Origin of the sequence: Pseudomonas palleroniana (genome assembly GCF_022836895.1) — a bacterium.
GTDB classification, from domain to species: domain Bacteria; phylum Pseudomonadota; class Gammaproteobacteria; order Pseudomonadales; family Pseudomonadaceae; genus Aquipseudomonas; species Aquipseudomonas palleroniana.
On sequence record NZ_CP092411.1, the window covers coordinates 2,460,054 to 2,481,562 of the forward strand.

Genomic DNA, 21,509 nt, shown 5'->3' on the forward strand with positions numbered 1-21,509 from the left:
CGGTCTCTGACTTGAGGGGATTTCCCATGGAACAAGGAGTTCTTGTCATGACAAAAGAAAAAACAACGCACGAAGTCCCTTCAGATCCGGTCGTTGTGAAAACGTCCAAATCGGTCAAACCCAAGGCTCTGGAAGTGGATGCCCCACTCATTTCCAGTGAGGTGGATAGCACCGTTACGCCCCCCAATATGCCGGGTTCATATCTGACCGTTGATTCGCGAATGGACAGTTCGACTATCACCGTCAAGTTCCGCGCAAAGGAGGCGCCTGAGTTGGTGCTGGAGGATCTTGTAGATTCAAGCGGTGAGGCGGGCGCCAGGAAGATAGACATCCCTCTAGATTACCTGACGCCACTCATGGGGTTCACGGCTCTCATTTCCTATGAAGGGAAGTCGCAAGGGCAGGCGGCTACATCGTCGGTTAAAGAAGTAGGAATATCGTTTTACTCAGCCAGTGAAAGTGAGGCACTCGCTCCATATTTGCTACACGAAAAAAATGTAAATAACACGCCTACCTATGACATGCACGATCACCCAGACGATGAAACCGTCCTCGTGCCGGTGCCCCCTCTTGCCAAAGCGGGCGATAGAGTTTACTGCACCGCTGCCACCGAGCAGGAGGCCCTCAAGCACGTTTTCTACACTGTGACTAATGGCCATGAATTGACTCCTGAAGAGGCAACTCCGGGCTACATACTCCAATTTCCCATAGCGCGTGGCTGGCTGGCACGACGTAAGCCATGGCGGTCGCTAACCCTCCAGTGTGGCTGGCTCACCAGTAAACTTGCGGCCAAGCCTCCTGCTCCTGTTCCTCCTCACTTGGAGACGCTCCTGCCCGAAAACGCTCTCGAAATCCAAAAGCGCCGAACTGCTGCTTTCATTGTGGATAATGTGCTTAAAAACTTGCCGCCTCCACATCTTCGGCAGTCGGTGCCCTACAACGAAGAATGGTGCCTTAACCCCGAACTCACCAAGGGGGGTGGTGATATAGACGCCGCTAACCTGGATACATATGCGCAGGATAAGGTTTGTTTCTATGCGAGTGGGGTCGGTTACGGACCGGAGCCGCTCGGCTGTGTCACGATTGATGAAGGTGGGGAGCTGGCGTCCGCCAAGTTGCCATCCTGTGTTGTCGCCTGTTTCTTCAACAAACCGATGACGCTGTCCTACACCATTCAGTTCCCCAATAGTGAGGCAGTACAATCATCACCTGAAAGGGTGGTCAACGTAATGGCCCCTCTGCTATCTGCGGCGGAGATTGAAGACGCAACCCTTGCCACGTTGGATCTGAATACCTTCGCGGGTGACGCGACAGCTTTTGTACCTGTCTGGGGCTACGCTGCATGCTCGGAATGCTGCTGGATGTGGATCACAGGTGAAGATGAAGACGGCAACGACCATCGTATCGACATACTGATGGGAGCGCCTGTCACGGATGATTGGAAGATGCATGGGGTTGATACACCCATCCTGAGGGAAGCGCTACAAGAGCTGGCAGATTGCAGCGATTTTAAATTGCACTTTGCGGCGAGCTTTTGTGGTGTCACTGATCGCGCACAGGCCATCGACGCGCCGACGACAACGTTCAATATTACTCAAGAGGACCTGCAATTAGGCAAGCCCAAAGTCGTTCAGGCGGTGGAGGATGACCTGGAACCCTACAATGGCCGCGAAGGTGTAGATGTCGTCGTCGATTTTCAGCGTATGAGCCACCGGCAGGAAATCAGCCTTTGCTGGTTGAAAAAGGATGGCAGCTGTTGGCCAGTGGTGCCCAAGCCGGGCACCAGACCAGGGCCTGTAAACTTCCCTTTACCGCGTGAAGCAGTGATTGAAGCTATCGGTACCACGGTCACAATCAATTACACGGTTAGCAGTGCCTGCAAGTTGGCCACTTCGGAAGATTTGCGGCTGAAAGTCGGTATTCCCCACCGGTTACCGACTCCCGTGGTACGACAGGCAGTACCCGTTGCGACTCAGGACGGCATCCTGAGCTTGGGTACGTTCGTCGGGAACGCAGATATTGAGGTAGAGAAATGGTGGTTCATTCTGCTTGGTCAAAAAGCCTGGATGCGCGGTGTCGGGACACGCCAAAATGGCAGTCCTTACGCTTTCAATGTGTATCTGGCAAAAGCAGTGACAAACGTCAGTGAGGGGATGAAAGATATAGTGCCAAGATCGCACTTGGCGGTCTTGAAGCACGGCTCTCGATTAACCTTCACGTTCAATAGCACTCCAGACGGTGGTGCGAGTGAAAGTAACACGGTAATTTTCCCGTCGTTGAGTTTGATATTCCAATCGTCGTACTACGATTTCACGCCGTTCAGCAACGGCCGCAATGGCTGGCTTGACGGGCCTGCGAGTCAAGGCGAAAACCAACTCTCATACCAACTTGGTAAGTATTGCATAGCCAACGGCACACTCAGTTCAGGCAGTTCTGGCGTCGTTTTATATAAAAACTTCACTGGACTTGAGGTCGGGCGCAGTTACCGTTTCAGCATGCTCGGCTGTTCCTATAACGGGGCAGCGCCACTGCCAGTATTGGCACTGGTGGTTAATGGAAACTACCTTGCGTCAAGTACCTTCTCAATGTCTTGGAAAAAAATAGAGGGGACCTTTGTAGCCACTGGCTCATCAATGGTATTGCAAGTTCATACGTTGGTTGCCTCAGGGGCGGACGGTAACGACTTTGGTATGACGGAACTCAAGGTGGAGCACCTATAGGGCTGCGATCAAGTACTGAAGGAGAAAACGCTCCTGTCATTGGCAGGAGCGTTTTGCATTGGGGGGATGGGACGATTATTTGCTACCCAAAATCTTCCCCAACTTCTCCGGCGAAGGTGCCCCTTGCTGTTGCTGCAACCCGCCCTTGTCATCCAGATAAAAAATCGCCGGGGTGGCCGACAACTCCAACTCATCCATCAACTTCATATTGGCATCCAGCTTGGCTTCGATCGCGGCCGGGATCTTCTCCAGCGCCTGCAACTTGCTGCCCTTGCCGGCGGCTTCGTGTTCGGCCAGGGCTTTTTGCGGGTCCTGGGCGGCGAACAGGGCGGCCGACTTGCCGGGGCTGTCTTCGCGGATGATGCCGACCATGATGTGGCGCAGCTGCACCTTGCCGGCTTTTACCCACGGGCGGGCCTGTTCCCAGAACATGTTGCAGTAGGGGCAGTTGGGATCACTGAACAGGTAGACGATACGCGGCGCGTTTTTATCGCCGTCCTGAATCCAGTTGCTGTGTTCCATCTTGGCCCAGACTTCCTTGGCCATCGGCGCGTACACGAGTTTTTCCAGGGGCGCGCTGCTCAGGTCGTTGCCCTGGGCGTCGTACAGGTTGCCGGCGAGCACGCTTTTGCCGTCTGCGGTCAGGTACAGCGCCATGCCGCGGTTCTGGTATTGCGCGGCGTAGCCGGTGAGCCCGCTGGGGGCGTCGAACTTGCCGAGGATCTTGGCGCCCTTGGCTTCGATCTGTTTGATCGGCGCCGGCCAGTCTTCGGCCTGGGCCAGGGTAGCGGCCAGGGTCAATGGCAGCAGGGTCAGCAGGTGGCGGAGGCTTGGCATGTCGGTTTCCTTGTGGCGGCAGGGGCTGAGTCGAAGGGTTCCATGGCGCGGGCCAGGCTGGCCTGGGACAGCTCGCCCAGGTGGCTGTTGATCAGCCGCCCATCGGCCTGGTAGAACAGGGTGGTCGGCAACGCCATGGAGCCCACGGCCTGGCCGAGGCGGCCACTGGCGTCAAACAACACGTTGTCGAGGGTCAGGCCCTGGGTGGCGAGGAAGGTGCTGACGCTTTGCATGCTTTCGGCCTGGTTGACGAACAGGAAGGTCACGTCGGGCCGTTGGTGTTGGGCGCGTTCCAGCACCGGCATTTCGCGGCGGCACGGCGGGCACCAGGTGGCCCACAGGTTGATCACCAGCGGGCCGCCTTTGTAATCAGCCAGTTGCACCACATCGCCATTGGCATTGCGCAAGGTGATGTCCGGCAACTGCGCGCCTTTGTCGTACAGGCTCAAGGACATACTGCCCATGCCCCAGAACACCAGCCCGGTGATAACCCCGGCGCTCAGTGGTTTACGCAGGGGCGGGCGACGCCAACCGTAGGCCAGCGCGCCGAGCACCAGCGCGATCACGCCGGGCCAGGCGAGAAAGCCACCATCGCGCAGGTCGACCATCTGCAACCAATCGTTGCGGTACTCGTTCCAGTACATCAGCACAAAGCTGGCGCGTGCCACCAGCATGCCCAGCAGGAACAGGCTGAACAGCACGGATTCCGGGTTTTCCCCGCCACGCTTGGCCACGCGCCAACCCACCAAAGTGGCGAGAATCAGCGCGCTGATCAACAGGATGTGATTCAGGGCGATGGCGAAGGTGCCGATGGTCAGGGTCAGCATCAGAGCGCGTCCCGGGTGTGTGTCCAACGTTGCAGGAAGCCGGCGGCATCCACTTCGCCGGTGATGCGTTGGGCGCGGCGTTCTTCACCGTCCGGGCCGATCCACACGAAGCTGGGTGGCCCCGGCACCTGGTAGCGGCCGAGCAGGGCGCGGCTGGCCGCGTTATCGGCGGTGACGTCCAGGCGCAGCAGGCGTACGTCTTTCAGGGCATCCATGACTTCAGGTTTGCCGAACACCTGTTTTTCCATGATCTTGCACGACACGCACCAGTCGGCGTAGTAGTCCACCAGCACCCATTGGCCTTGAGCCTTGGCGGCGTCGAGCTGGCTTTGCAGCACGGCCGGGTCGTTAATGGTCATGAACGCATCATGGCCAGTCGTTGCGGCGGCGACACGCGAGCCGCTATAGACCTTCAGCGGTTGCCACAGGTCATCGCTGCCACCGGCCGCGCCGACCACCAGCACCGCGCCCCACAGGCCCAGCACCAGCGAGCCTGCACCCAATACCTTGGCGGCCAGCCCGTATTCGCGGGCCAATATCCAGCCGCAGTAGGCCATGACCAGCGCCAGTGCGCCCCACAGGCCGAGCCACAGGCTTTCGTTGATGACCGGGCGGATCATCAGCACGGCGGTGCCCAGGAACAGGAAGCCGAAGATGCCCTTGAGCACATTCATCCAGGTGCCTGGCTTGGGCAGGAAGCGGTTACCCACCGTCACCAGCAGCAACAGCGGCACGCCGATGCCGATGCCCATGGCGAACAGAATCAGGCCACCGTGCAGCGCATTGCCGCTCTGGGCGATATACAGCAGGGCGCCGGCCAGCGGCGCGGTCATGCACGGCCCCACCAGCAGGCCGGACAGCGCACCGAGCATGCCCGCGCCCACCAGGCTGCCACCGCTTTGCTGGCGGCTGACGTTGTCCAGGCGGTCACGCAGGAAGGCCGGCAGTTGCAGCTCGAAGAAACCGAACATCGGCAGGGCGAGGATCACAAACAGCGCGGCAAAACTGCTCAGGATCCACGGGGTTTGCAGCAACGCGGCAAGGTTGCCGCCAAGCAGCGCAGCCAACACGCCGAGCGCTGCATACACCAGGGCCATGCACACCACATAACTGCTGGCCAGGGCGAAACCACGACGCGGGCTGGCGCCGCTGCCGACGACCAGGCCGGCGAGGATCGGCAACATCGGCAACGAGCACGGCGCGAACGCCAGCAGCAGGCCCAAGCCAAAGAACACCAGCAGGCTCCAGCCCAGGCTGCGTTGTTGCAGGCCGCTGGCCAGGCTCTGGTCCGGGGCCTGGGTGGTGGCGGCAACGGCAGGGTTACCGCCCAGGTCCACGGTGATCGACTGCGGCGGATAGCACAGGCCGGCATCGGCACAGCCCTGCCAACCGAGTTTGACCTGGCCGGTGACACCCGCCGGGATCTTCACTTCCAGGCCTTGGCGATACACTTCCTGCTCGCCAAAAAACTCATCGCTATGGGCTTCACCCTGCGGCAGCGCGGGCTTGTCGGCCAGGCCGTCGAACTTCATGCGCTGCTTGTACAGGTAATAACCGTCGGCAATCTGCCAATATAGCTGGGTCTCGCCAGTTTCCAGGCGCTCGGAGGTAAACGTGAAGGCTTTGCCCACCGGGAGGAAGTCGGGTTTGGTCTCGAAAGGATTACTGCCCGGCGCGGCCTGGGCGAACCCCGCGAACAACACCAGCAAAAAGGTAAACAGATGCCGCATGGTCAAGCCTTAGTTCGATGCAAGTGAGGCACACAATGTGTGGCGTTGATTAACCGATGATTAACCGGCGCTATTCTAGAGTGTAGGGAAAGTCTGAGCGCGCCTCTTTTCACGGCATAATCTGCGCTTAATCCGCCCAGACTTTAATCTCCCCATCTTTTATGAAGGGTTCAGCATGCACGTACTGGTCTGTGAAGACGACGAACTGATCGCCAGCGGTATCGTGGCCGGCCTGACCGCCCAGGGTTTCACCGTCGAGCGCGTCGCTTCGGCCGCGGCGGCGCGGGCGATGCTCAAGGCGGCGACGTTCGACATCATGGTGCTCGACCTCGGCCTGCCCGATGAGGACGGCCTCAAGCTGTTGCAGCAACAGCGCAGCCAGGGCCTGGAAATCCCGGTGCTGATCCTCACCGCGCGCGATTCGGTGACCAACCGTGTCGACGGCCTGCAAGCCGGCGCCGATGATTACCTGCTCAAGCCCTTCGACCTGCGCGAACTCGCCGCCCGTCTGCAAACCCTGTTGCGGCGTGTGGCGGGGCGCAGCGTCAACCTGATCGAACATGGCCGGCTGGCGTATGACCCGAGCAGTCGCGAGACCTTCCTGGGCGGCCAGCCGGTGGACCTGTCCCGTCGCGAACAGGCGCTGTTGCAAGCCTTGTTGCACAACAAGGGCCGCGTGCTCTCCAGCGAACAGCTCAAGGACAGCGTCTACGGCTTCAACGATGAACTGGAAAGCAACGCGTTGAACGTGCACATCCATCACCTGCGGCGCAAATTGGGTAACGGTATCGTCGAGACCGTGCGCGGCCTGGGCTATCGCCTGGGCACGGCGGATGACGGCCCGGCGGCGGGAGACAACGCTTCGTGATGAGCCTGCGCCTGCGCCTGACGTTCAAGCTGGGCGCCGCTTTTGTGTTGATCTGGGCCTTGGCGGCCGCCTGGATGCTCAACGATCTGCGCAACCAGATGATGTTCTCTCTCGACCAACGCCTGGTGGCGTCGGCCCGCATGGTGGCGGGGCTGACCGAGCAGATGCCGGGCCTGGCCAGTGTGAGTGGCGGTGCACATTTGCGCACCGAACAACTGAATGTACCGGGCGGCATGGCTTGCCAGGTCAGCTCGTTGCGGGGCGAGATCCTCGCACGCAGCCATACCACCCCGGATGAAGGGCTGGAGTCGCGCCAGAGCGGCTTTCGCGACCAGGTCATCGACGGTGTGAGCTGGCGCAGTTTCACCCTGTCCCGTGGCGACCTGCTGATCACCACCGCCGACCGCCAGGTGGAGCGCGAGGCGTTGAACCTGTCGATCCTGCTGGCGGCGTCCGTGCCGGTCGGTGTGGCCTTGCTGGGTTGCCTGTGCCTGCTGTGGCTGGGCATCGGCCAGAGCCTGGTGCCGCTCAATCGCATGCGTGATGCCTTGATGCGCCGCAGTGTCGACTCCCTTGAACCGCTGCAGATCCACCCGTTGCCCAGCGAACTCAAGCCGCTGCTCGACACCCAGAACCAACTGCTGCAACGCATCGCCAAGACCATCGAGCGCGAACGCCGTCTGACCGGCGACGCCGCCCATGAGCTGCGCAGCCCGCTCACGGCGATCAAGACCCACCTGCAGGTGGCGCGCATGACCGAAGGCGCGGCCCGCGACCAGTCCCTGGCCCATGCCGAGGAAGGCGCTGACCGCCTGCACCGTACCCTGGAGCAACTGCTGCTGTTGGCGCGGGTGGAGGGCAACCTGTCGTTCGATGACGGCATGCACTCCAGTGCCGAGGAAGTCGCACGCCTGGCGATCCAGGACGCCAATGCGGGTGACAACCGGCGCATTGACCTGATCCTGCCCGACAACCTCTCGGCCACCCCGGTTGAAATGCCGGTGGGCCTGGCGGTCGCGGCGCTGCGCAACCTGCTGGACAACGCCCTGCGTCACACGCCTGCGGATACGCGGGTGGAACTGAGCGTGCTGACCGCGACCGATAACGTGATCTTCCGGGTGCGTGACCATGGCAAACAGATCTCCAGCGAGGACCTGCAATACCTGACGCAACGTTTCTGGCGCAACGGCAACAGCGAGGGCTGCGGCCTGGGCCTGGCAATTGTGCAGGCCATCGTCCAGCGTTGTTCCTGCTCGTTGAAGTTCGACAGCCGGCCGGATGGCCTGCGCGTCGACTTGGGGATGCCACTGCGGCGCTGAGCCGTTCTTTTTCAAGTGCCAAATAGTTACCGCCCGCCTGAGCTTGAGCGCTTCAGGATGGCGGTAATTTTTTTGTGCTCGAACGGGCTGAATGAGTCGGCCTGTAGTGAAAAAGGACGGTCCTTATGTTGATCATCGATAGCAGTTTCCCTTCCAAGGATTTCAATGAACGTCACGGCGAGCCCGTGCGGCAGGTGGTGCTGCATTACACCGCGGCGCCGTTCGGCTCATCCCTGAATATGCTGACCCAGGGCGGCGTCAGCGCGCACTATTTGTTGCCCGACCCGAATGAGCCCGGCTATCGCGCCAGCGGTTATGACGAGTTGCGCGTATTTCGCCTGGTACCCGAAGACAAGCGCGCCTGGCATGCCGGTGCAAGTCACTGGGAAGGGCGGGACAATCTCAACAGCCGGGCGATTGGCATCGAGATCGTCAACCTGGCGCGCGATGACGGCGGCGTGTTTACTTTTCCGGCATACCCGGCGGCGCAGGTCGATATGTTGATTGCCTTGTTGGGTGACATTCTGGGGCGCTACCCACAGATCGGGCCGGCCGACGTGCTGGGCCATTCGGACGTGGCGTATTGGCGCAAGCGTGACCCGGGGCCGCAACTGCCTTGGCGTTGCTTGTATGAAGCGGGGATCGGCGCCTGGTTCGATGAGGCGACGCGGGCCATGTACCAACGCCGGTTTTGCCTCGGGCTGCCGCCGGAGGTCGAGGTGGAGCGGGCTTTCCAGCGCTATGGCTATGCGCCGGCGAAGAATCGCCAGGCATTTGAACAGCGCACCCGGGCATTTCAGATGCACTTTCGGTCGCGGGATTATCGCGGGGAGCTGGATGGGGAAACGTGTGCGGTGCTGTATGCGTTGAATGAGCGCTACCGGGGGATCTGATGGCCTGGGCGGGCGTTACCGAAAAACGCATAAGCATTGCGTTCCCCTAAATCCCCCCGCCGCTGGTGCGTCTTCAGAACATGCCATCCGTAGACCCACGGATCACCCGTCTGCTCACCCCACCCGCGTATTGAGGGATCGAGAAATGTCCGTCGCCACCATTCGCACCGAAGACACCCAACTGCACGAAACCCTCTACCACTTCGAGGAAACGCCACTGCTGGCCCGCCAACGCCAACAGGAATCCAACGCCCGCAGTTACCCACGCCGTATCCCGCTGGCACTCAAGCGCGCCAAGGGCATCTATGTGGAGGACGTGGAGGGGCGGCGTTTCATCGATTGCCTGGCCGGTGCCGGCACCCTGGCACTGGGCCATAACCACCCGGTGGTGATCGAGGCCATTCAACAGGTACTCAGCGATGAACTGCCGCTGCACACCCTCGACCTGACCACCCCGGTCAAAGACCAATTCGTGCAGGACCTGTTCGGCCTGCTGCCGCCGGCGCTGGCGCGGGAAGCGAAAATCCAGTTCTGCGGGCCGACCGGCACGGATGCGGTGGAAGCCGCGCTGAAACTGGTACGCACCGCCACCGGCCGCAGTACGGTGTTGTCATTCCAGGGCGGTTATCACGGCATGAGCCAGGGCGCACTGAGCCTGATGGGCAGCCTGGGGCCGAAGAAACCGTTGAGCGCCTTGTTGGCCAATGGCGTGCAATTTCTGCCGTACCCCTACGATTACCGCTGCCCGTTCGGCCTGGGCGGTGCGCAAGGCGTGCGGGTCAACCTGCATTACCTGGAAAACCTGCTCAATGACCCGGAAGCCGGCGTAACGCTGCCGGCCGCGGTGATTGTCGAAGTGGTGCAGGGCGAAGGCGGGGTGATTCCCGCCGATCTCGACTGGCTGCGCGGCCTGCGGCGCATCACCGAACGGGCCGGGGTGGCCCTGATCGTCGATGAGATCCAGAGCGGCTTCGGCCGTACCGGCAAGATGTTCGCCTTCGAGCACGCCGGCATCATCCCGGACGTGGTGGTGATGTCCAAGGCCATCGGTGGCAGCCTGCCGTTGGCGGTGGTGGTGTATCGCGACTGGCTCGACACGTGGCTGCCGGGCGCCCATGCCGGGACCTTCCGTGGCAACCAGATGGCGATGGCGGCAGGTTCGGCAGTGATGCGCCATCTCAAGCAAAACGACCTGGCCGGCCACGCCGCCGCCATGGGCGAACGCCTGGCTGAACACCTGCGCATCCTGCAACGGGATGTGCCGCAATTGGGTGACATTCGTGGGCGTGGGTTGATGCTCGGGGTGGAACTGGTGGACCCGAACGGCACACTCGATATCCAGGGCCATCCACCGGTACACCGTCAATTGGCACCGCTGGTACAACGCGAGTGCCTCAAGCGCGGTCTGATCCTGGAGCTGGGTGGCCGTCATGGCGGCGTGGTGCGTTTCCTGCCACCCCTGGTGATCACCGCTGCCGAGATCGACCGTGTGGCCGAGATCTTCGGGCGTGCCGTGGTGGCAGCGCTCGCCAGCCTCTAATTTTTCGTACACCTGGTACGTTTCTACAAATATCAGCGCTGCGCGTGGTGCGCAGCCAGCCTTTGAGCGATGGAGAACAGCAATGACCTCAGTATTCGACCGCGACGACATCCTCTTCCAGGTTGTGGTCAACCATGAAGAGCAGTATTCCATCTGGCCCGACTACAAGGCCGTGCCGGAAGGCTGGCGCACCGTGGGCAAGAGCGGCATGAAGAAAGAGTGCCTGGCCTACATCGAGGAGGTCTGGACCGACATGCGCCCGCTGAGCCTGCGCCAGAAGATGGACGGTGCGGCGCTGGCCGGCTGATCCAGTTTTGTGGCAAGGGAGCAAGCTCCCTTGCCACAGCGGTGTTTCAGCGGGTGTACAGGTAGTCTGTTGCCAACGACGCCAGCGTCCTCACGCCCACCACCAACGCTGATTCATCCACAAAGAACCCCGGGTTATGGTTCGGCGCAGCCTTGCTCATGTCCTGATCCCGTGGCGTCACTCCCAGGAACACAAACAGCCCCGGTGCCTCCTTGGCATAAAACGAGAAGTCTTCGGCACCGCCCACCAACGGGCCTTGCACCACATCATCCTTGGCCGCCCAGCGCAGGCTTGGCAGCATCTTTTCGGTCAGGGCCGGGTTGTTGATGGTGGGGTCGTATTTCTCGATGATCGTGACTTCGGCCGTGGCGCCCCCGCTTTCAGCGATTTTCTCCACCGTCTGACGCACATCCGCGTGCAGCTTCCGGCGAATGCCGTAGTCGTAGGAGCGAATCGTGCCGCTCATGTCCACCGATTCGGGAATGATGTTATAGCGCGTCCCCCCATTGATGGTGCCGATGCTGACCACCGACGGGAATGACGAGATGTCGGTACGGCGGCTGACCACGGTTTGCAGGCCGACGATGGTCTGCGCGCCGACGGTGATCGGGTCGATGCCGTCCCACGGGCGGCCGGCGTGGGTCTGTTTGCCGAGGATCTTGATGCGCAGGTCATCGGAACTGGCCAGGGTCGGACCAGGACGGTAAGCGATCTGCCCGGCGGGCACGCCGGCCCACACGTGCAGGCCGAACACTGCGTCCGGCTTGGGGGCCTTCATCACGCCTTCCTGCACCATCATCTTCGCGCCCCAGGTGTTTTTGCCGTCGGGGATGAAGTCGCTTGGGCCTTCTTCAGCGGGTTGGAAATAGAACACAACGGTGCCGGGCAGGCGGTCGCGCATACCGCTGAGGATTTTCGCCGTGCTCAGCAAGATGGCGGTATGGGCGTCGTGGCCGCAGGCGTGCATCACGTCGACTTCCTTGCCCAGGTAGGTGCCCTTGGCCTTGGAGGCGAACGGCAGGTCGGCGACTTCCTTGACCGGCAACGCATCCATGTCGGCGCGCAACGCCACGGTCGGGCCGGGCAGGGCGCCTTTCAAAATGCCGACGACACCGGTGCGCGCCACGCCGGTCTTGACCTCAAGGCCCAAGTCGCGCAGTTGCCTGGCGACGAGTTCGGCGGTGCGCTGTTCCGTATTGCCCAGCTCGGGATGGGCGTGGAGATCGCGGCGGGTTTCCAGCAACGCCGGTTCGAGTATTTTGGCTTGGGCGGCGATTTCTTCCCGGGCACTTTCCTGACCGCCGCCGGCGGCAATCACCGCGCTGCTGGCGACCCCGCACAACACGCCGAAAACCCATGGGTGTGTCAGACCGGTTAAACGCATAAGGACCTCTCCCTCTTTATTGTTGTGGATCTTTCTCCTGCACGCTGCCGGCAGTGACCACCTGCACACTCAGGCGCGGTGTCGCCAGATCGAGCCCGGCTTCATCCAGATGACGCTTGAGCGACAGGTTGAACGCCCGCGACACTTCCCACTGCTTGATTGGCGCGGTTTTGAAGCGTGCCCGCAGGATGGCGCTGCCGGATTCGAAGCTTTCCACCCCCTGAATCTCCAGCGGTGACCAGATATTGCGGCGTTGCAGCGGGTCGTTGCGCATTTTTTGGCCGACGTCGCGCATCAGTTTGATCGCGTCGTCGATTTCCATGTTGTAGGGGATCGCCACCCGGAAAATCGCATAGCCGAACTCCCGCGAGTAGTTCTTGATGCTCTTGATTTCACTGAACGGGATGGTGTGCACGATGCCGTCGATATCGCGCAGGCGCACGGTACGAATAGTCAGGCCCTCGACGGTGCCGAGGTGGCCGCCGACGTCCACGTAGTCATCGATGGCCAGGGAGTCTTCGATGATGATGAACAGGCCGGTGATCAAGTCCGCCACCAGCGACTGAGCACCAAAACCGATGGCCAGACCGATCACACCGGCACCTGCCAACAGTGGCGTGACGTTCATGCCCATGTTCGCCAGGGCGACGATAGCGGCGATGATGAAGATGGTCACGAACAGCACGTTGCGGATCAACGGCATCATGGTTTGCGCACGGGCGTTGGCCAGGCCTTTGCGCGAGCGGGTCAGGGCGTGGTGAATGGCCGTGTCGCTGAGGATCCAGATCAGCCAGGCAAACAGCAGTGTGCCGCCCAGGCCGAACAGCTTGACGCTGATCTCATGGCCGTCGCCTTCGGTAAAGCGGATCAGCGACAGGCCCCACACACGAAGGCCCAGTTCAATGAACACCAGCCACACCAGCAGGTGGGCCAGGGTGTAGACGAAGCTTTTCAGGCGTTCGGAGTACAAGGCATGACGCTTGTGCCCGCGTTGCGGCTTGAGGGCGTGGCGGCGTACCAGGCCGTTGATCACCATGCACAGCACCAGCAACACCGTGCACAACAGTGACTGGCGCAGCGCCGTGCTGGTGTCGCCCGCCGACAGGAAGGTGGCGAACAGCGAAATGCCCACCAGCAGCAGCGCCGGCAAATACCAGAAGGTGCCGATGATGGACAGGGTATCGGTGAGGGCGCGGCGGGTGAGGCGGCGCGAGAGCGGTTGGTTGCGAATCAGGTGCGCGATGGGGCGACGGAAACGCAGGATAAACACGCCGGTGGAGAGCGCCGCCATCACATTGGCGACGGTCGCGGCGGTATGAGCCAGGTGCTGCCCCAGGGCCTGGACCAGCCGTGGGTCGCTCAAGGCTTCGCCGAACGCGGCAAAGCTGCCGATCCACCACAGCGGGCGGAAAGCCTGGTGGCGCAGGATATACAGGGCGCGGTGGCGGTGCGGACCGTCGAGCACGGAGAACGCAATCACACAGATCGCCGAGAAACAGGTGCCGACCACCAGCGCATAGGCCAGCACCATCGCCAGGGATTTGCCCAGGGACGAGGGCAGGGCGTAGCTGAGGTAAACCGTGATGATCAAGGCGATCATCCAGGGGCCCAGCTTGCGCAGGGCGAAACGCACCATGTCCCAGGTGCGCGGGTGTTGCGGCAGTTCTTCCGGCAGGCCGAAACGTTCGCGTACGCGGTGGCTGAGCCAGATGAGCGCCGCCGCCAGCAGGCTCCAGACCGCCAGGATCACGGCAAAGCCGAAAATGATCGGCAGCCACTCGCTGGCCGGCAGCATCAGGGCGCCGAGTTCATCCTTGGCCTGGTCGACTTCATTGGACCAGCGCCCCAACGGGCTGTCGGCCCCGGAAAACTGCGATTCAAGACCCGCCAGGGTGCCGCCGATCAGCCCGAGTACGCCTTGTTCGGCGGCGGGTTGAGCCTTTTGGGTGGCTTCGCGCAGCTTCTTCAGGTCGCTCAGCAGCTGAGTGCGCTGCTGGTCGTTTTCCAGGGTCTTGATCACCTCATCCAGCGACTGCCCCAGGGGCACTTCGGCCTGGGGTTGCGGTTTGGTGGTGCTGCCCAGCAGGCCGGGCAAGCTCACGGCTTGGGCAGGCGCCAGCGGCAACAGCGTGAGCAGGGCGATCAGGATAGAGCAGGGCAGGGCGAACAGACGGGAGAACACGAGGCGGTCAACCTTGGAAACGACGAATTGACCGAGTGTACGAGGCCGCTATGCCCAATGCGAGTGCATTTGTCATTCCGCCAGTTTGGCGAGGATCTTGTACACCACGGTACCCAGGATCAGCAGCATGCCGATCCACATGCCGAATACGCCGAGGGGCTTGTCACGAAAGTTGAAACCCACGGCCAGCATGATCATGCCGATCAGAATCGGGATAAGCATGGCGTGGAAAGAGGACATGGAGATCATGGGGCGACGGCCTTGTCGGAGTGGGAATACTGACAAGTCTAGGTCGGATTGCAGAAAGTGCAGATGATGCAGGTCAGGTTCACCCAAATCAAAATGTGGGAGGGGGCTTGCTCCCGATGGCCTGCATAGCAGGCCCATTTTTGAGGCCGCTGCGCGGCCTATCGGGAGCAAGCCCCCTCCCACAGTGACCGCGCCCCCTCCCACATTTCCCCAGTATCAGGCATCAGGGCAAGTCGTGGCTCGCATAGAACGCACCCAGCACTTTCACTAGATGCGCCAGGTCGTGGCTGCCGCACAGCTCGCGAATGGAATGCATGGCAAACGTCGGCAGGCCGATGTCCACGGTACGCACACCCAGGTGGCTGGCGGTGATCGGGCCGATGGTCGAGCCGCAGCCCATGTCGCTGCGCACCACAAAGCTTTGCACCGGGACTTCCTGGGCCATGCACAGATGGCGGAAGAAGCCGGCGGTTTCGCTGTTGGTGGCGTAGCGCTGGTTGCTGTTGACCTTGATTACCGGGCCGGCGTTGAGTTTCGGGCCATGGTTGGCGTCGTGTTTCTCGGCGTAATTCGGGTGCACGCCGTGGGCGTTGTCTGCCGACACCAACAGTGATTTCTGAATAGTGCGTACGAATTCATCACCTTCGGGTAACAGGCGGCGCAAGGTCTGTTCCAGCATCGGGCCATCGGCGCCGCACGCGGAGCAGGAACCGACTTCTTCGTGGTCGTTGCACACCAGCACGCAGGTTTCTTCGCTGTCACTGGTGAGCAAGGCTTGCAGGCCGGCGTAGCACGACAGCAGGTTGTCGAGGCGTGCGCCGGCGATGAAGTCGCCATTGAGGCCGATCACCGCTGCACTTTGCGTGTCGTAGAAACTCAGCTCGTAGTCGAGCACCACATCGGCATTCAACCCATGTTCCCGTGCCAGTTGCTCGGTGAGCACGGCGCGGAAGTCCACGCGCTCGTCACCGGCGAATTGCGCGAGGATCGGCGGCAGCTCGGTCTGGGCATTGATCGCCCAGCCCTGGTTGGCTTCACGGTTCAGGTGAATGGCCAGGTTGGGAATGATGGCGATGGGCAGCTTGAAGTCGATCAACTGGCTTTCGACTTTGCCGTCACGGCGGAAGGTGACGCGGCCGGCCAGGGACAGGTCGCGGTCGAACCACGGTGCGAGAAGGGCGCCGCCATAGACTTCCACGCCCAGCTGCCAGAAGCCCTGGCGCTGCAGCTCCGGCTGGGGCTTGACCCGCAGGCACGGGCTGTCGGTGTGGGCGCCGACCAGGCGGATCCCGCCCTGCAGCGGCGAATGACGGCCGAGCTTGAAGGCAATGATCGAGGAGTCGTTACGGGTGACGTAATAGCGGCCGTTGGCTTCGGTAGCCCAGGTTTCGCGCTCGTCGAGACGCTGATAGCCGGCCGCTTCCAGACGCTGGGCGAGAGCGGCAGTGGCATGAAAAGGAGTAGGGGAGGCCTTGAGGAAGTCGATCAGGCCTTGATTCAACGCTTCGCGCATAAATAGCTCCAGACAGCAATGCGCGGAGTTTACCGTTGGTGGCGAAAAGTGCACAGAACAAATGTGGGAGGGGGCTTGCTCCCGATAACAGAGTGTCAGTCACTGAATCCATGGACTGGCACACCGCCATCGGGAGCAAGCCCCCTCCCACATTTTGAGCGCATTGCCGGCTTAGAACGGGGCCGGGCACTCAAAGCGCAACCGCTCGCCGCTTTGCGGATGCGTGAAGCTGAGCATGCTTGCGTGCAGACACAACCGCGGCCAGGCAGCCAGGGCCTGTTCATGGGCGTACAGGCCGTCACCCAGCAGCGGGTGGCCGATCGACAGCATGTGCACGCGCAGCTGGTGCGAGCGTCCGGTGATTGGCGTCAGTTCCACACGGCACCAGTCGCCGCAGCGCTCCAGCACCTTCCAGAACGTCAGCGCATGCTTGCCGAACTCGTGGTCCACGACATGCCGGGGTTTGGTCGGCGGGTCGTAGCGCAAGGGCAGGTCGATGCTGCCGCTGTCCAGCTCAGGCTGGCCCCAAGCCAATGCGGTGTAGGCTTTTTCGGTTTCGCGGTCGTGAAACTGACGAGACAATTCGCGGTGGGTGTCGGCGTCCCGAGCCAGCAGGATGATCCCGGAGGTTTCCCAATCCAGACGATGGACAATGCGGGCTTCGGGGTAGCCGTTTTCCTGCAGGCGGGTGATCAGGCAGTCCTTGTTGTCATCGGCCCGGCCGGGCACGGAGAGCAACAGGGTCGGCTTGTTCACCACCAGGACGGCGTCGTCCTGATGCAGGATGTGAATATTGGACAGCGGCATCAAACAGCCTCGTAACAAACGCCAACGGCGGCTCGCCCACCCCGTTCCCCAACAGGGATCAAGGTGACCGAGCCGCCGTGGCGACCGCCCTTTCGATCAACGATCGGGCAGGGTGATATTGAGTTCCAGAATCGAGCAGCTGCCGTCATTTTCCAGGGCGACATGCACGTCATCGTTGCCGATGTTGACGTACTTGCGGATCACCTCGACCAGTTCCTTCTGCAAGGCTGGCAGGTAGTCCGGTGTACTGCGTTGGCCGCGTTCGTGCGCCACGATGATCTGTAGACGCTCTTTCGCGACCGACGCGGTCGTTGGCTTCTTGTTGGCGCGAAAGAAGTCGAGAAATTTCATTGTTTAGTTGCCTCCAAAGATACGCTCGAAGAATCCCTTCTTCTTGACATCGAGGAAGCGATGTTCCACGGATTTGCCCAGCAGGCGATCGACGGCATCGCTGTACGCCTGGCCGGCGTCGCTCTGGTCGTCGAGAATCACCGGGACACCCTGGTTGGAAGCCTTCAGCACGGCCTGGGATTCCGGGATCACGCCCAGCAGGGTCACTGCGAGGATTTCCTTCACGTCTTCAACGCCGAGCATTTCGCCATTGCTGACGCGCTCAGGGTTGTAGCGGGTGAGCAGCAAATGCTCCCTGATCGGGTCTTCGCCTTTTTCGGCACGCTGCGACTTGCTGGCCAGCAGGCCCAGCATGCGGTCCGAGTCACGTACGGAAGACACTTCGGGGTTGGTCACCACGATGGCTTCGTCGGCAAAGTACATCGCCAGGTGAGCACCGGTTTCGATACCCGCCGGGGAGTCGCATACCACGTATTCGAAGGTTTCTTTCAGCTCGGCCAGGACTTTGCCTACGCCTTCTTTGGTCAGCGCGTCTTTGTCACGGGTCTGGCTGGCGGCCAGCACGTACAGGTTTTCAAGGCGCTTGTCCTTGATCAGGGCCTGTTGCAGGTTGGCTTCGCCGTTGACGACGTTGACGAAGTCGTACACCACGCGGCGTTCGCAGCCCATGATCAGGTCAAGGTTACGCAGGCCGACGTCGAAGTCGACGATAACTGTTTTATGGCCGCGCAGAGCGAGGCCGGTACCGATAGCGGCGCTGGTGGTGGTCTTACCCACACCACCCTTGCCGGATGTAACCACGAGAATCTTGGCCAAGGTGTTTCACCCCTAAGGAAAAAGGACTTTTCAGCCCCTGAAAAACATCTCTTGAAACTCGCCGCAGGCGGACAGCCTTTGTAGGAAAAAACCGTTGTTTCCGCAGGGGAAGCGCCAGTCTTAACTTATTCCTACGCAAATCTTGCCGGTTTCGCTGTGCTATCAGAGTCTAGAGATGCTTGGAAAATGCGGCAGTATCCGTTAAAGCCGGATGATGTTCAACACGTCGCCCGACAGGCTGACCTGCACCCCGGCCCCCCACAGCGGATCACGGCGCAAATCTTCTGAAACCTTGTACTGGCCTGCGATGGAAACTAGCTCAGCGGTCAACTGCTGGCAAAAAATACGGGCCTTGGTATCACCCTTGATGCCGGCGAGGGCACGTCCGCGCATTGGGCCGTATACATGGATGTTCCCATCGGCCAGAAGTTCCGCCCCCGGGCTGACCGAGGCGACCACTACCAGGTCGCCGCCTTGGGCGTAAATCTGCTGCCCACCGCGTACGGGCGAGGTGATGATCTTTGTAGGCTTGATCGTCGGCTCAGGCGGTTTTTCCGGTTTTTTCTTCACTTCGCCTTCGGTTGGGTCAAGCGGACGCTCGCGGGCACCGGACGGCGGCAGTACTGGCAGTTCAATGGCGATGGCTGCGGCAATGTCTTCGATACGGCTGGCACGAATGGCCAGGGTCCGCAAACCATGGGAGCGGCACACGCGCATCAGCCCGGGCAGGTCGATGGCACCCTGGCCGGCCGGCAGTTTGTCGAGGGCCAGTACCAATGGGGCATTATTGAAAAAGTTCGGTGCCAGGGCGACCTTGGCGGCCAGTTGGCGGTCCAGGGCGTCGAGGTCGTTGCGGGCGAGTTCCAGTACGGTGATGGCGAGCATGCTGCCTTTCAGCTGGAACACGGGATCTTGGTCTAGCGGTTCGGTTTGGCTCATGGTCGGCAAAAGCGGCTTGTCACGAAAAGTGTCGAGACTTATAACGAGAACATCCGCGGGCCGCAAGCCGGGTCGAACCGTTGTAGAATGCGCGGCCCATGTCTTTACCGGAATCTGTAATGGATCGCCCGCGTTTTCGAGCTGCATTTTTTCACCCGCGTTTTTGGCTGTTATGGCTGGGACTCGGCCTGCTATGGCTGATCACTCAGTTGCCGTATCGGGCGTTGTTGACCATTGGTCGTTTACTCGGCGCCGGCATGTATCGCGTGGCCGGCGATCGTCGCCGTATTGCCGAGCGCAACCTGGAACTGTGCTTCCCGGAAAAGTCCGCCAAGGAACGCCAGCGGCTGCTCAAGGAAAACTTTGCGTCCACCGGTATCGCCTTCTTTGAAATGGCCATGAGCTGGTGGTGGCCCAAGTCGCGCCTGGCACGGTTGGCCCATGTCGAAGGGTTGCAGCATCTCAAGCAGGCGCAACTGGAAGGCAAGGGCGTGATCCTGATGGCCCTGCACTTTACTACCCTGGAAATCGGCGCCGCCCTGCTCGGGCAGAAGCACACCATTGATGGCATGTACCGCGAGCATGGGAACCCGCTGTTCGATTTTATCCAGCGGCGGGGGCGCGAGCGGCACAATCTCGATTCCTTGGCCGTCGAGCGTGACGACGTGCGCGGCATGCTCAAGTTGCTGCGCGCCGGCCGCGCGATCTGGTACGCACCGGATCAGGACTACGGCGCCAAGCAGAGCATCTTCGTGCCGCTGTTCGGCATCCAGGCCGCCACCGTCACCGCCACCAGCAAATTCGCGCGCCTGGGCAAGGCACTGGTGGTGCCGTTCACCCAGGAGCGCCTGGCCGATGGCAGTGGCTATCGCCTGGTGATCCACCCACCGTTGACGGACTTCCCCGGCGAAACCGATGAAATCGACTGCCTGCGCATCAACCAGTGGGTCGAAGCCTCGGTACGCGAATGCCCCGAGCAGTACCTGTGGACGCATCGCCGCTTCAAGAGCCGGCCGCCGGGTGAACCCAAGCTCTACGAAAAACGCCGTCGGTAAACCCTGACTTCCCCCATGGAGTGACGCAATGCGCCCAGCTGAACCGGTCACAGGCTTGATTCTTTCCGGCGGCGGGGCGCGAGCGGCGTATCAGGTGGGGGTGTTGGCGGCGATTGCCGAGCTGTTGCCGCCGGGAGCGCCGAACCCTTTTCCGGTGATTGTCGGCACCTCCGCCGGGGCGATCAACGCGGTGAGCCTGGCCAGCGGCGCTACGGACTTTACCGCCGCAATCCAACGCCTTACCGCCTTCTGGCAGGGTTTTCGCAGCCATCTGGTGCTGCGCAGCGACTGGCCGGGTGTGATCCGCCAGGCCAGTCGCTTTTTCATTCACAGCCTGCTAGGCCTGGGAGCGCAGGTGCCGGTGGCGCTGCTCAACAGCACGCCACTGCGCGAGCTGCTTAACGACAAACTGCACCTGCACGGTATTGACGAGGCCATCCGCAAACAGCATTTGCATGCCGTGGCGGTGACGGCTTTCGGCTACGAGTCCGGGCAGGCGACGACGTTCTACCAGGGCGGTCGTACCATCGACGCCTGGTTGCGCCATCGGCGTATCGGTGTGCCCGCCCGGTTGACGGTGGAGCACCTGTTGGCCAGTTCGGCGATCCCCTTGCTGTTCGCGCCGGTCAAGCTCGACGAAGAATATTTCGGTGATGGCGCGGTGCGCCAGTCGGCGCCGATCAGTCCGGCCTTGCACCTGGGCGCGAGCCGGGTGCTGGTGGTGGGCGTGAGCGGCAACCCACGGGGCAATGAGCCTGCCACGCAACGCACCTACACCGGTCAACAGCCGACGCTGGCGCAGATTGGGGGGCACATGCTCAACAGCACCTTCATCGACAGCCTGGAGAGTGATATCGAGCTGCTGGAGCGCTTGAACCAATTCAGCCAGGTCGCCCCCGGAGTGGCGCCGGTGGAAGTGTTGGTGATTGCACCCAGCCAGCCGATCGATGAAATCGCGGCGCGGCATCGCCAGGAATTGCCGGCGGCGTTGCGCCTGTTCCTGCGTGGGCCGGGGGCGACCAGGACGAGCGGGGCGGGGGTATTGAGTTACTTGCTGTTCGAGGCCGGTTATTGCAGCGAGTTGATCGAGCTGGGGCGGCGCGATGCGTTGGCCAAGCGCGCGGAAATCACTCGGTTCCTGGGGTTGTCCCCAAGCTGAATGTGGGAGCGAG

The 21,509-nt window shown here is 61.5% G+C and carries 19 protein-coding genes; 8 read left to right on the forward strand and 11 right to left on the reverse strand.

The annotated features are described in order from the left end of the window. Positions 1-47 precede the first annotated feature (47 nt). Complete coding sequence (locus MJP36_RS11280; protein ID WP_244385371.1) at positions 48-2,720, forward strand: hypothetical protein; 2,673 nt, start codon at positions 48-50, stop codon at positions 2,718-2,720. Between the two features lie 75 nt (positions 2,721-2,795). On the opposite strand, the gene dsbG is transcribed toward MJP36_RS11280, so the two are convergent. Genes dsbG through dsbD form a run of 3 tightly spaced genes read right to left on the reverse strand, consistent with a single transcriptional unit; the run spans position 2,796 to position 6,114 of the window. Then, a complete protein-coding gene (gene dsbG, locus MJP36_RS11285; protein ID WP_244385372.1) occupies positions 2,796-3,557 on the reverse strand; it encodes a thiol:disulfide interchange protein DsbG in 762 nt (253 codons plus the stop codon). Next, complete coding sequence (locus MJP36_RS11290; RefSeq protein ID WP_060755989.1) at positions 3,533-4,384, reverse strand: TlpA disulfide reductase family protein; 852 nt, start codon at positions 4,382-4,384, stop codon at positions 3,533-3,535. The genes dsbG and MJP36_RS11290 overlap by 25 nt, the downstream gene beginning before the upstream one ends. Then, positions 4,384-6,114, reverse strand: a complete 1,731-nt coding sequence (gene dsbD / locus MJP36_RS11295; protein ID WP_244385373.1) for a protein-disulfide reductase DsbD — start codon at positions 6,112-6,114, stop codon at positions 4,384-4,386. Before dsbD ends, MJP36_RS11290 begins: the two co-directional genes overlap by 1 nt. 175 nt (positions 6,115-6,289) lie before the next feature. Here dsbD and MJP36_RS11300 point away from each other — a divergent pair, with 175 nt between their 5' ends. The 5 genes from MJP36_RS11300 to MJP36_RS11320 all read left to right on the forward strand — a co-directional run bounded on the left by MJP36_RS11300 (position 6,290) and on the right by MJP36_RS11320 (position 11,041). Then, on the forward strand, positions 6,290-6,982 hold the full coding sequence (locus MJP36_RS11300; protein WP_060755987.1) for a response regulator: 693 nt from the start codon (positions 6,290-6,292) through the stop codon (positions 6,980-6,982). After that, positions 6,982-8,301, forward strand: a complete 1,320-nt coding sequence (locus MJP36_RS11305) for an ATP-binding protein (RefSeq protein ID WP_060755986.1) — start codon at positions 6,982-6,984, stop codon at positions 8,299-8,301. The genes MJP36_RS11300 and MJP36_RS11305 overlap by 1 nt, the downstream gene beginning before the upstream one ends. 125 nt (positions 8,302-8,426) lie before the next feature. Beyond that, positions 8,427-9,194, forward strand: a complete 768-nt coding sequence (locus MJP36_RS11310; RefSeq protein ID WP_244385374.1) for an N-acetylmuramoyl-L-alanine amidase — start codon at positions 8,427-8,429, stop codon at positions 9,192-9,194. Positions 9,195-9,339: 145 nt separating this feature from the next. Then, positions 9,340-10,734, forward strand: a complete 1,395-nt coding sequence (locus MJP36_RS11315) for an aspartate aminotransferase family protein (protein ID WP_161549150.1) — start codon at positions 9,340-9,342, stop codon at positions 10,732-10,734. Between the two features lie 82 nt (positions 10,735-10,816). Then, complete coding sequence (locus MJP36_RS11320; protein ID WP_028617283.1) at positions 10,817-11,041, forward strand: MbtH family protein; 225 nt, start codon at positions 10,817-10,819, stop codon at positions 11,039-11,041. Positions 11,042-11,087: 46 nt separating this feature from the next. Here MJP36_RS11320 and MJP36_RS11325 read toward each other — a convergent pair whose 3' ends face one another. From MJP36_RS11325 to minC, 8 genes are all read right to left on the reverse strand, one after another. Beyond that, positions 11,088-12,425 carry an amidohydrolase gene (locus MJP36_RS11325; RefSeq protein ID WP_244385375.1) on the reverse strand — a complete coding sequence of 446 codons (1,338 nt, stop codon included), beginning with the start codon at positions 12,423-12,425 and terminating at the stop codon, positions 11,088-11,090. Between the two features lie 16 nt (positions 12,426-12,441). Then, complete coding sequence (locus tag MJP36_RS11330; RefSeq protein WP_161549152.1) at positions 12,442-14,607, reverse strand: mechanosensitive ion channel family protein; 2,166 nt, start codon at positions 14,605-14,607, stop codon at positions 12,442-12,444. Between the two features lie 72 nt (positions 14,608-14,679). Continuing rightward, positions 14,680-14,847, reverse strand: coding sequence for a hypothetical protein (locus tag MJP36_RS11335; protein ID WP_162492707.1), 168 nt, complete (start codon positions 14,845-14,847; stop codon positions 14,680-14,682). Between the two features lie 232 nt (positions 14,848-15,079). Then, positions 15,080-16,369 carry a M18 family aminopeptidase gene (locus MJP36_RS11340; protein ID WP_161549153.1) on the reverse strand — a complete coding sequence of 430 codons (1,290 nt, stop codon included), beginning with the start codon at positions 16,367-16,369 and terminating at the stop codon, positions 15,080-15,082. 171 nt (positions 16,370-16,540) lie between these two features. After that, positions 16,541-17,176, reverse strand: coding sequence for an RluA family pseudouridine synthase (locus MJP36_RS11345; protein WP_005789965.1), 636 nt, complete (start codon positions 17,174-17,176; stop codon positions 16,541-16,543). A gap of 96 nt (positions 17,177-17,272) precedes the next feature. Further along, positions 17,273-17,527: a cell division topological specificity factor MinE gene (gene minE / locus MJP36_RS11350; RefSeq protein ID WP_010208824.1), complete on the reverse strand. Its 255-nt coding sequence runs from the start codon at positions 17,525-17,527 to the stop codon at positions 17,273-17,275. Between the two features lie 3 nt (positions 17,528-17,530). After that, on the reverse strand, positions 17,531-18,343 hold the full coding sequence (minD, locus tag MJP36_RS11355) for a septum site-determining protein MinD (protein WP_060755981.1): 813 nt from the start codon (positions 18,341-18,343) through the stop codon (positions 17,531-17,533). A gap of 201 nt (positions 18,344-18,544) precedes the next feature. Beyond that, positions 18,545-19,282, reverse strand: a complete 738-nt coding sequence (minC, locus tag MJP36_RS11360) for a septum site-determining protein MinC (RefSeq protein ID WP_060755980.1) — start codon at positions 19,280-19,282, stop codon at positions 18,545-18,547. 119 nt (positions 19,283-19,401) lie between these two features. On the opposite strand from minC, the gene MJP36_RS11365 reads away from it, so the two are divergent. Then, positions 19,402-20,337, forward strand: a complete 936-nt coding sequence (locus tag MJP36_RS11365) for a lipid A biosynthesis lauroyl acyltransferase (RefSeq protein ID WP_060755979.1) — start codon at positions 19,402-19,404, stop codon at positions 20,335-20,337. A gap of 28 nt (positions 20,338-20,365) precedes the next feature. Next, entirely contained in the window at positions 20,366-21,496 is a 1,131-nt protein-coding gene (locus MJP36_RS11370) for a patatin-like phospholipase family protein (RefSeq protein WP_161549155.1), read from the forward strand. Positions 21,497-21,509 lie beyond the last annotated feature (13 nt).

Bases quoted from the DNA above. Each gene is read 5' to 3' on its own strand.
- MJP36_RS11280 (WP_244385371.1), top strand. From the start codon at position 48: ATGACAAAAGAAAAAACAACGCACGAAGTCCCTTCAGATCCGGTCGTT.
- MJP36_RS11345 (WP_005789965.1), bottom strand. From the start codon at position 17,176: ATGCCGCTGTCCAATATTCACATCCTGCATCAGGACGACGCCGTCCTG.
- MJP36_RS11320 (WP_028617283.1), top strand. From the start codon at position 10,817: ATGACCTCAGTATTCGACCGCGACGACATCCTCTTCCAGGTTGTGGTC.
- minE (WP_010208824.1), bottom strand. From the start codon at position 17,527: ATGAAATTTCTCGACTTCTTTCGCGCCAACAAGAAGCCAACGACCGCG.
- MJP36_RS11300 (WP_060755987.1), top strand. From the start codon at position 6,290: ATGCACGTACTGGTCTGTGAAGACGACGAACTGATCGCCAGCGGTATC.
- MJP36_RS11340 (WP_161549153.1), bottom strand. From the start codon at position 16,369: ATGCGCGAAGCGTTGAATCAAGGCCTGATCGACTTCCTCAAGGCCTCC.
- MJP36_RS11335 (WP_162492707.1), bottom strand. From the start codon at position 14,847: ATGTCCTCTTTCCACGCCATGCTTATCCCGATTCTGATCGGCATGATC.
- MJP36_RS11290 (WP_060755989.1), bottom strand. From the start codon at position 4,384: ATGCTGACCCTGACCATCGGCACCTTCGCCATCGCCCTGAATCACATC.
- MJP36_RS11325 (WP_244385375.1), bottom strand. From the start codon at position 12,425: ATGCGTTTAACCGGTCTGACACACCCATGGGTTTTCGGCGTGTTGTGC.
- MJP36_RS11315 (WP_161549150.1), top strand. From the start codon at position 9,340: ATGTCCGTCGCCACCATTCGCACCGAAGACACCCAACTGCACGAAACC.
- MJP36_RS11310 (WP_244385374.1), top strand. From the start codon at position 8,427: ATGTTGATCATCGATAGCAGTTTCCCTTCCAAGGATTTCAATGAACGT.
- dsbD (WP_244385373.1), bottom strand. From the start codon at position 6,114: ATGCGGCATCTGTTTACCTTTTTGCTGGTGTTGTTCGCGGGGTTCGCC.
- dsbG (WP_244385372.1), bottom strand. From the start codon at position 3,557: ATGCCAAGCCTCCGCCACCTGCTGACCCTGCTGCCATTGACCCTGGCC.
- MJP36_RS11365 (WP_060755979.1), top strand. From the start codon at position 19,402: ATGGATCGCCCGCGTTTTCGAGCTGCATTTTTTCACCCGCGTTTTTGG.
- MJP36_RS11370 (WP_161549155.1), top strand. From the start codon at position 20,366: ATGCGCCCAGCTGAACCGGTCACAGGCTTGATTCTTTCCGGCGGCGGG.
- MJP36_RS11305 (WP_060755986.1), top strand. From the start codon at position 6,982: ATGAGCCTGCGCCTGCGCCTGACGTTCAAGCTGGGCGCCGCTTTTGTG.
- minC (WP_060755980.1), bottom strand. From the start codon at position 19,282: ATGAGCCAAACCGAACCGCTAGACCAAGATCCCGTGTTCCAGCTGAAA.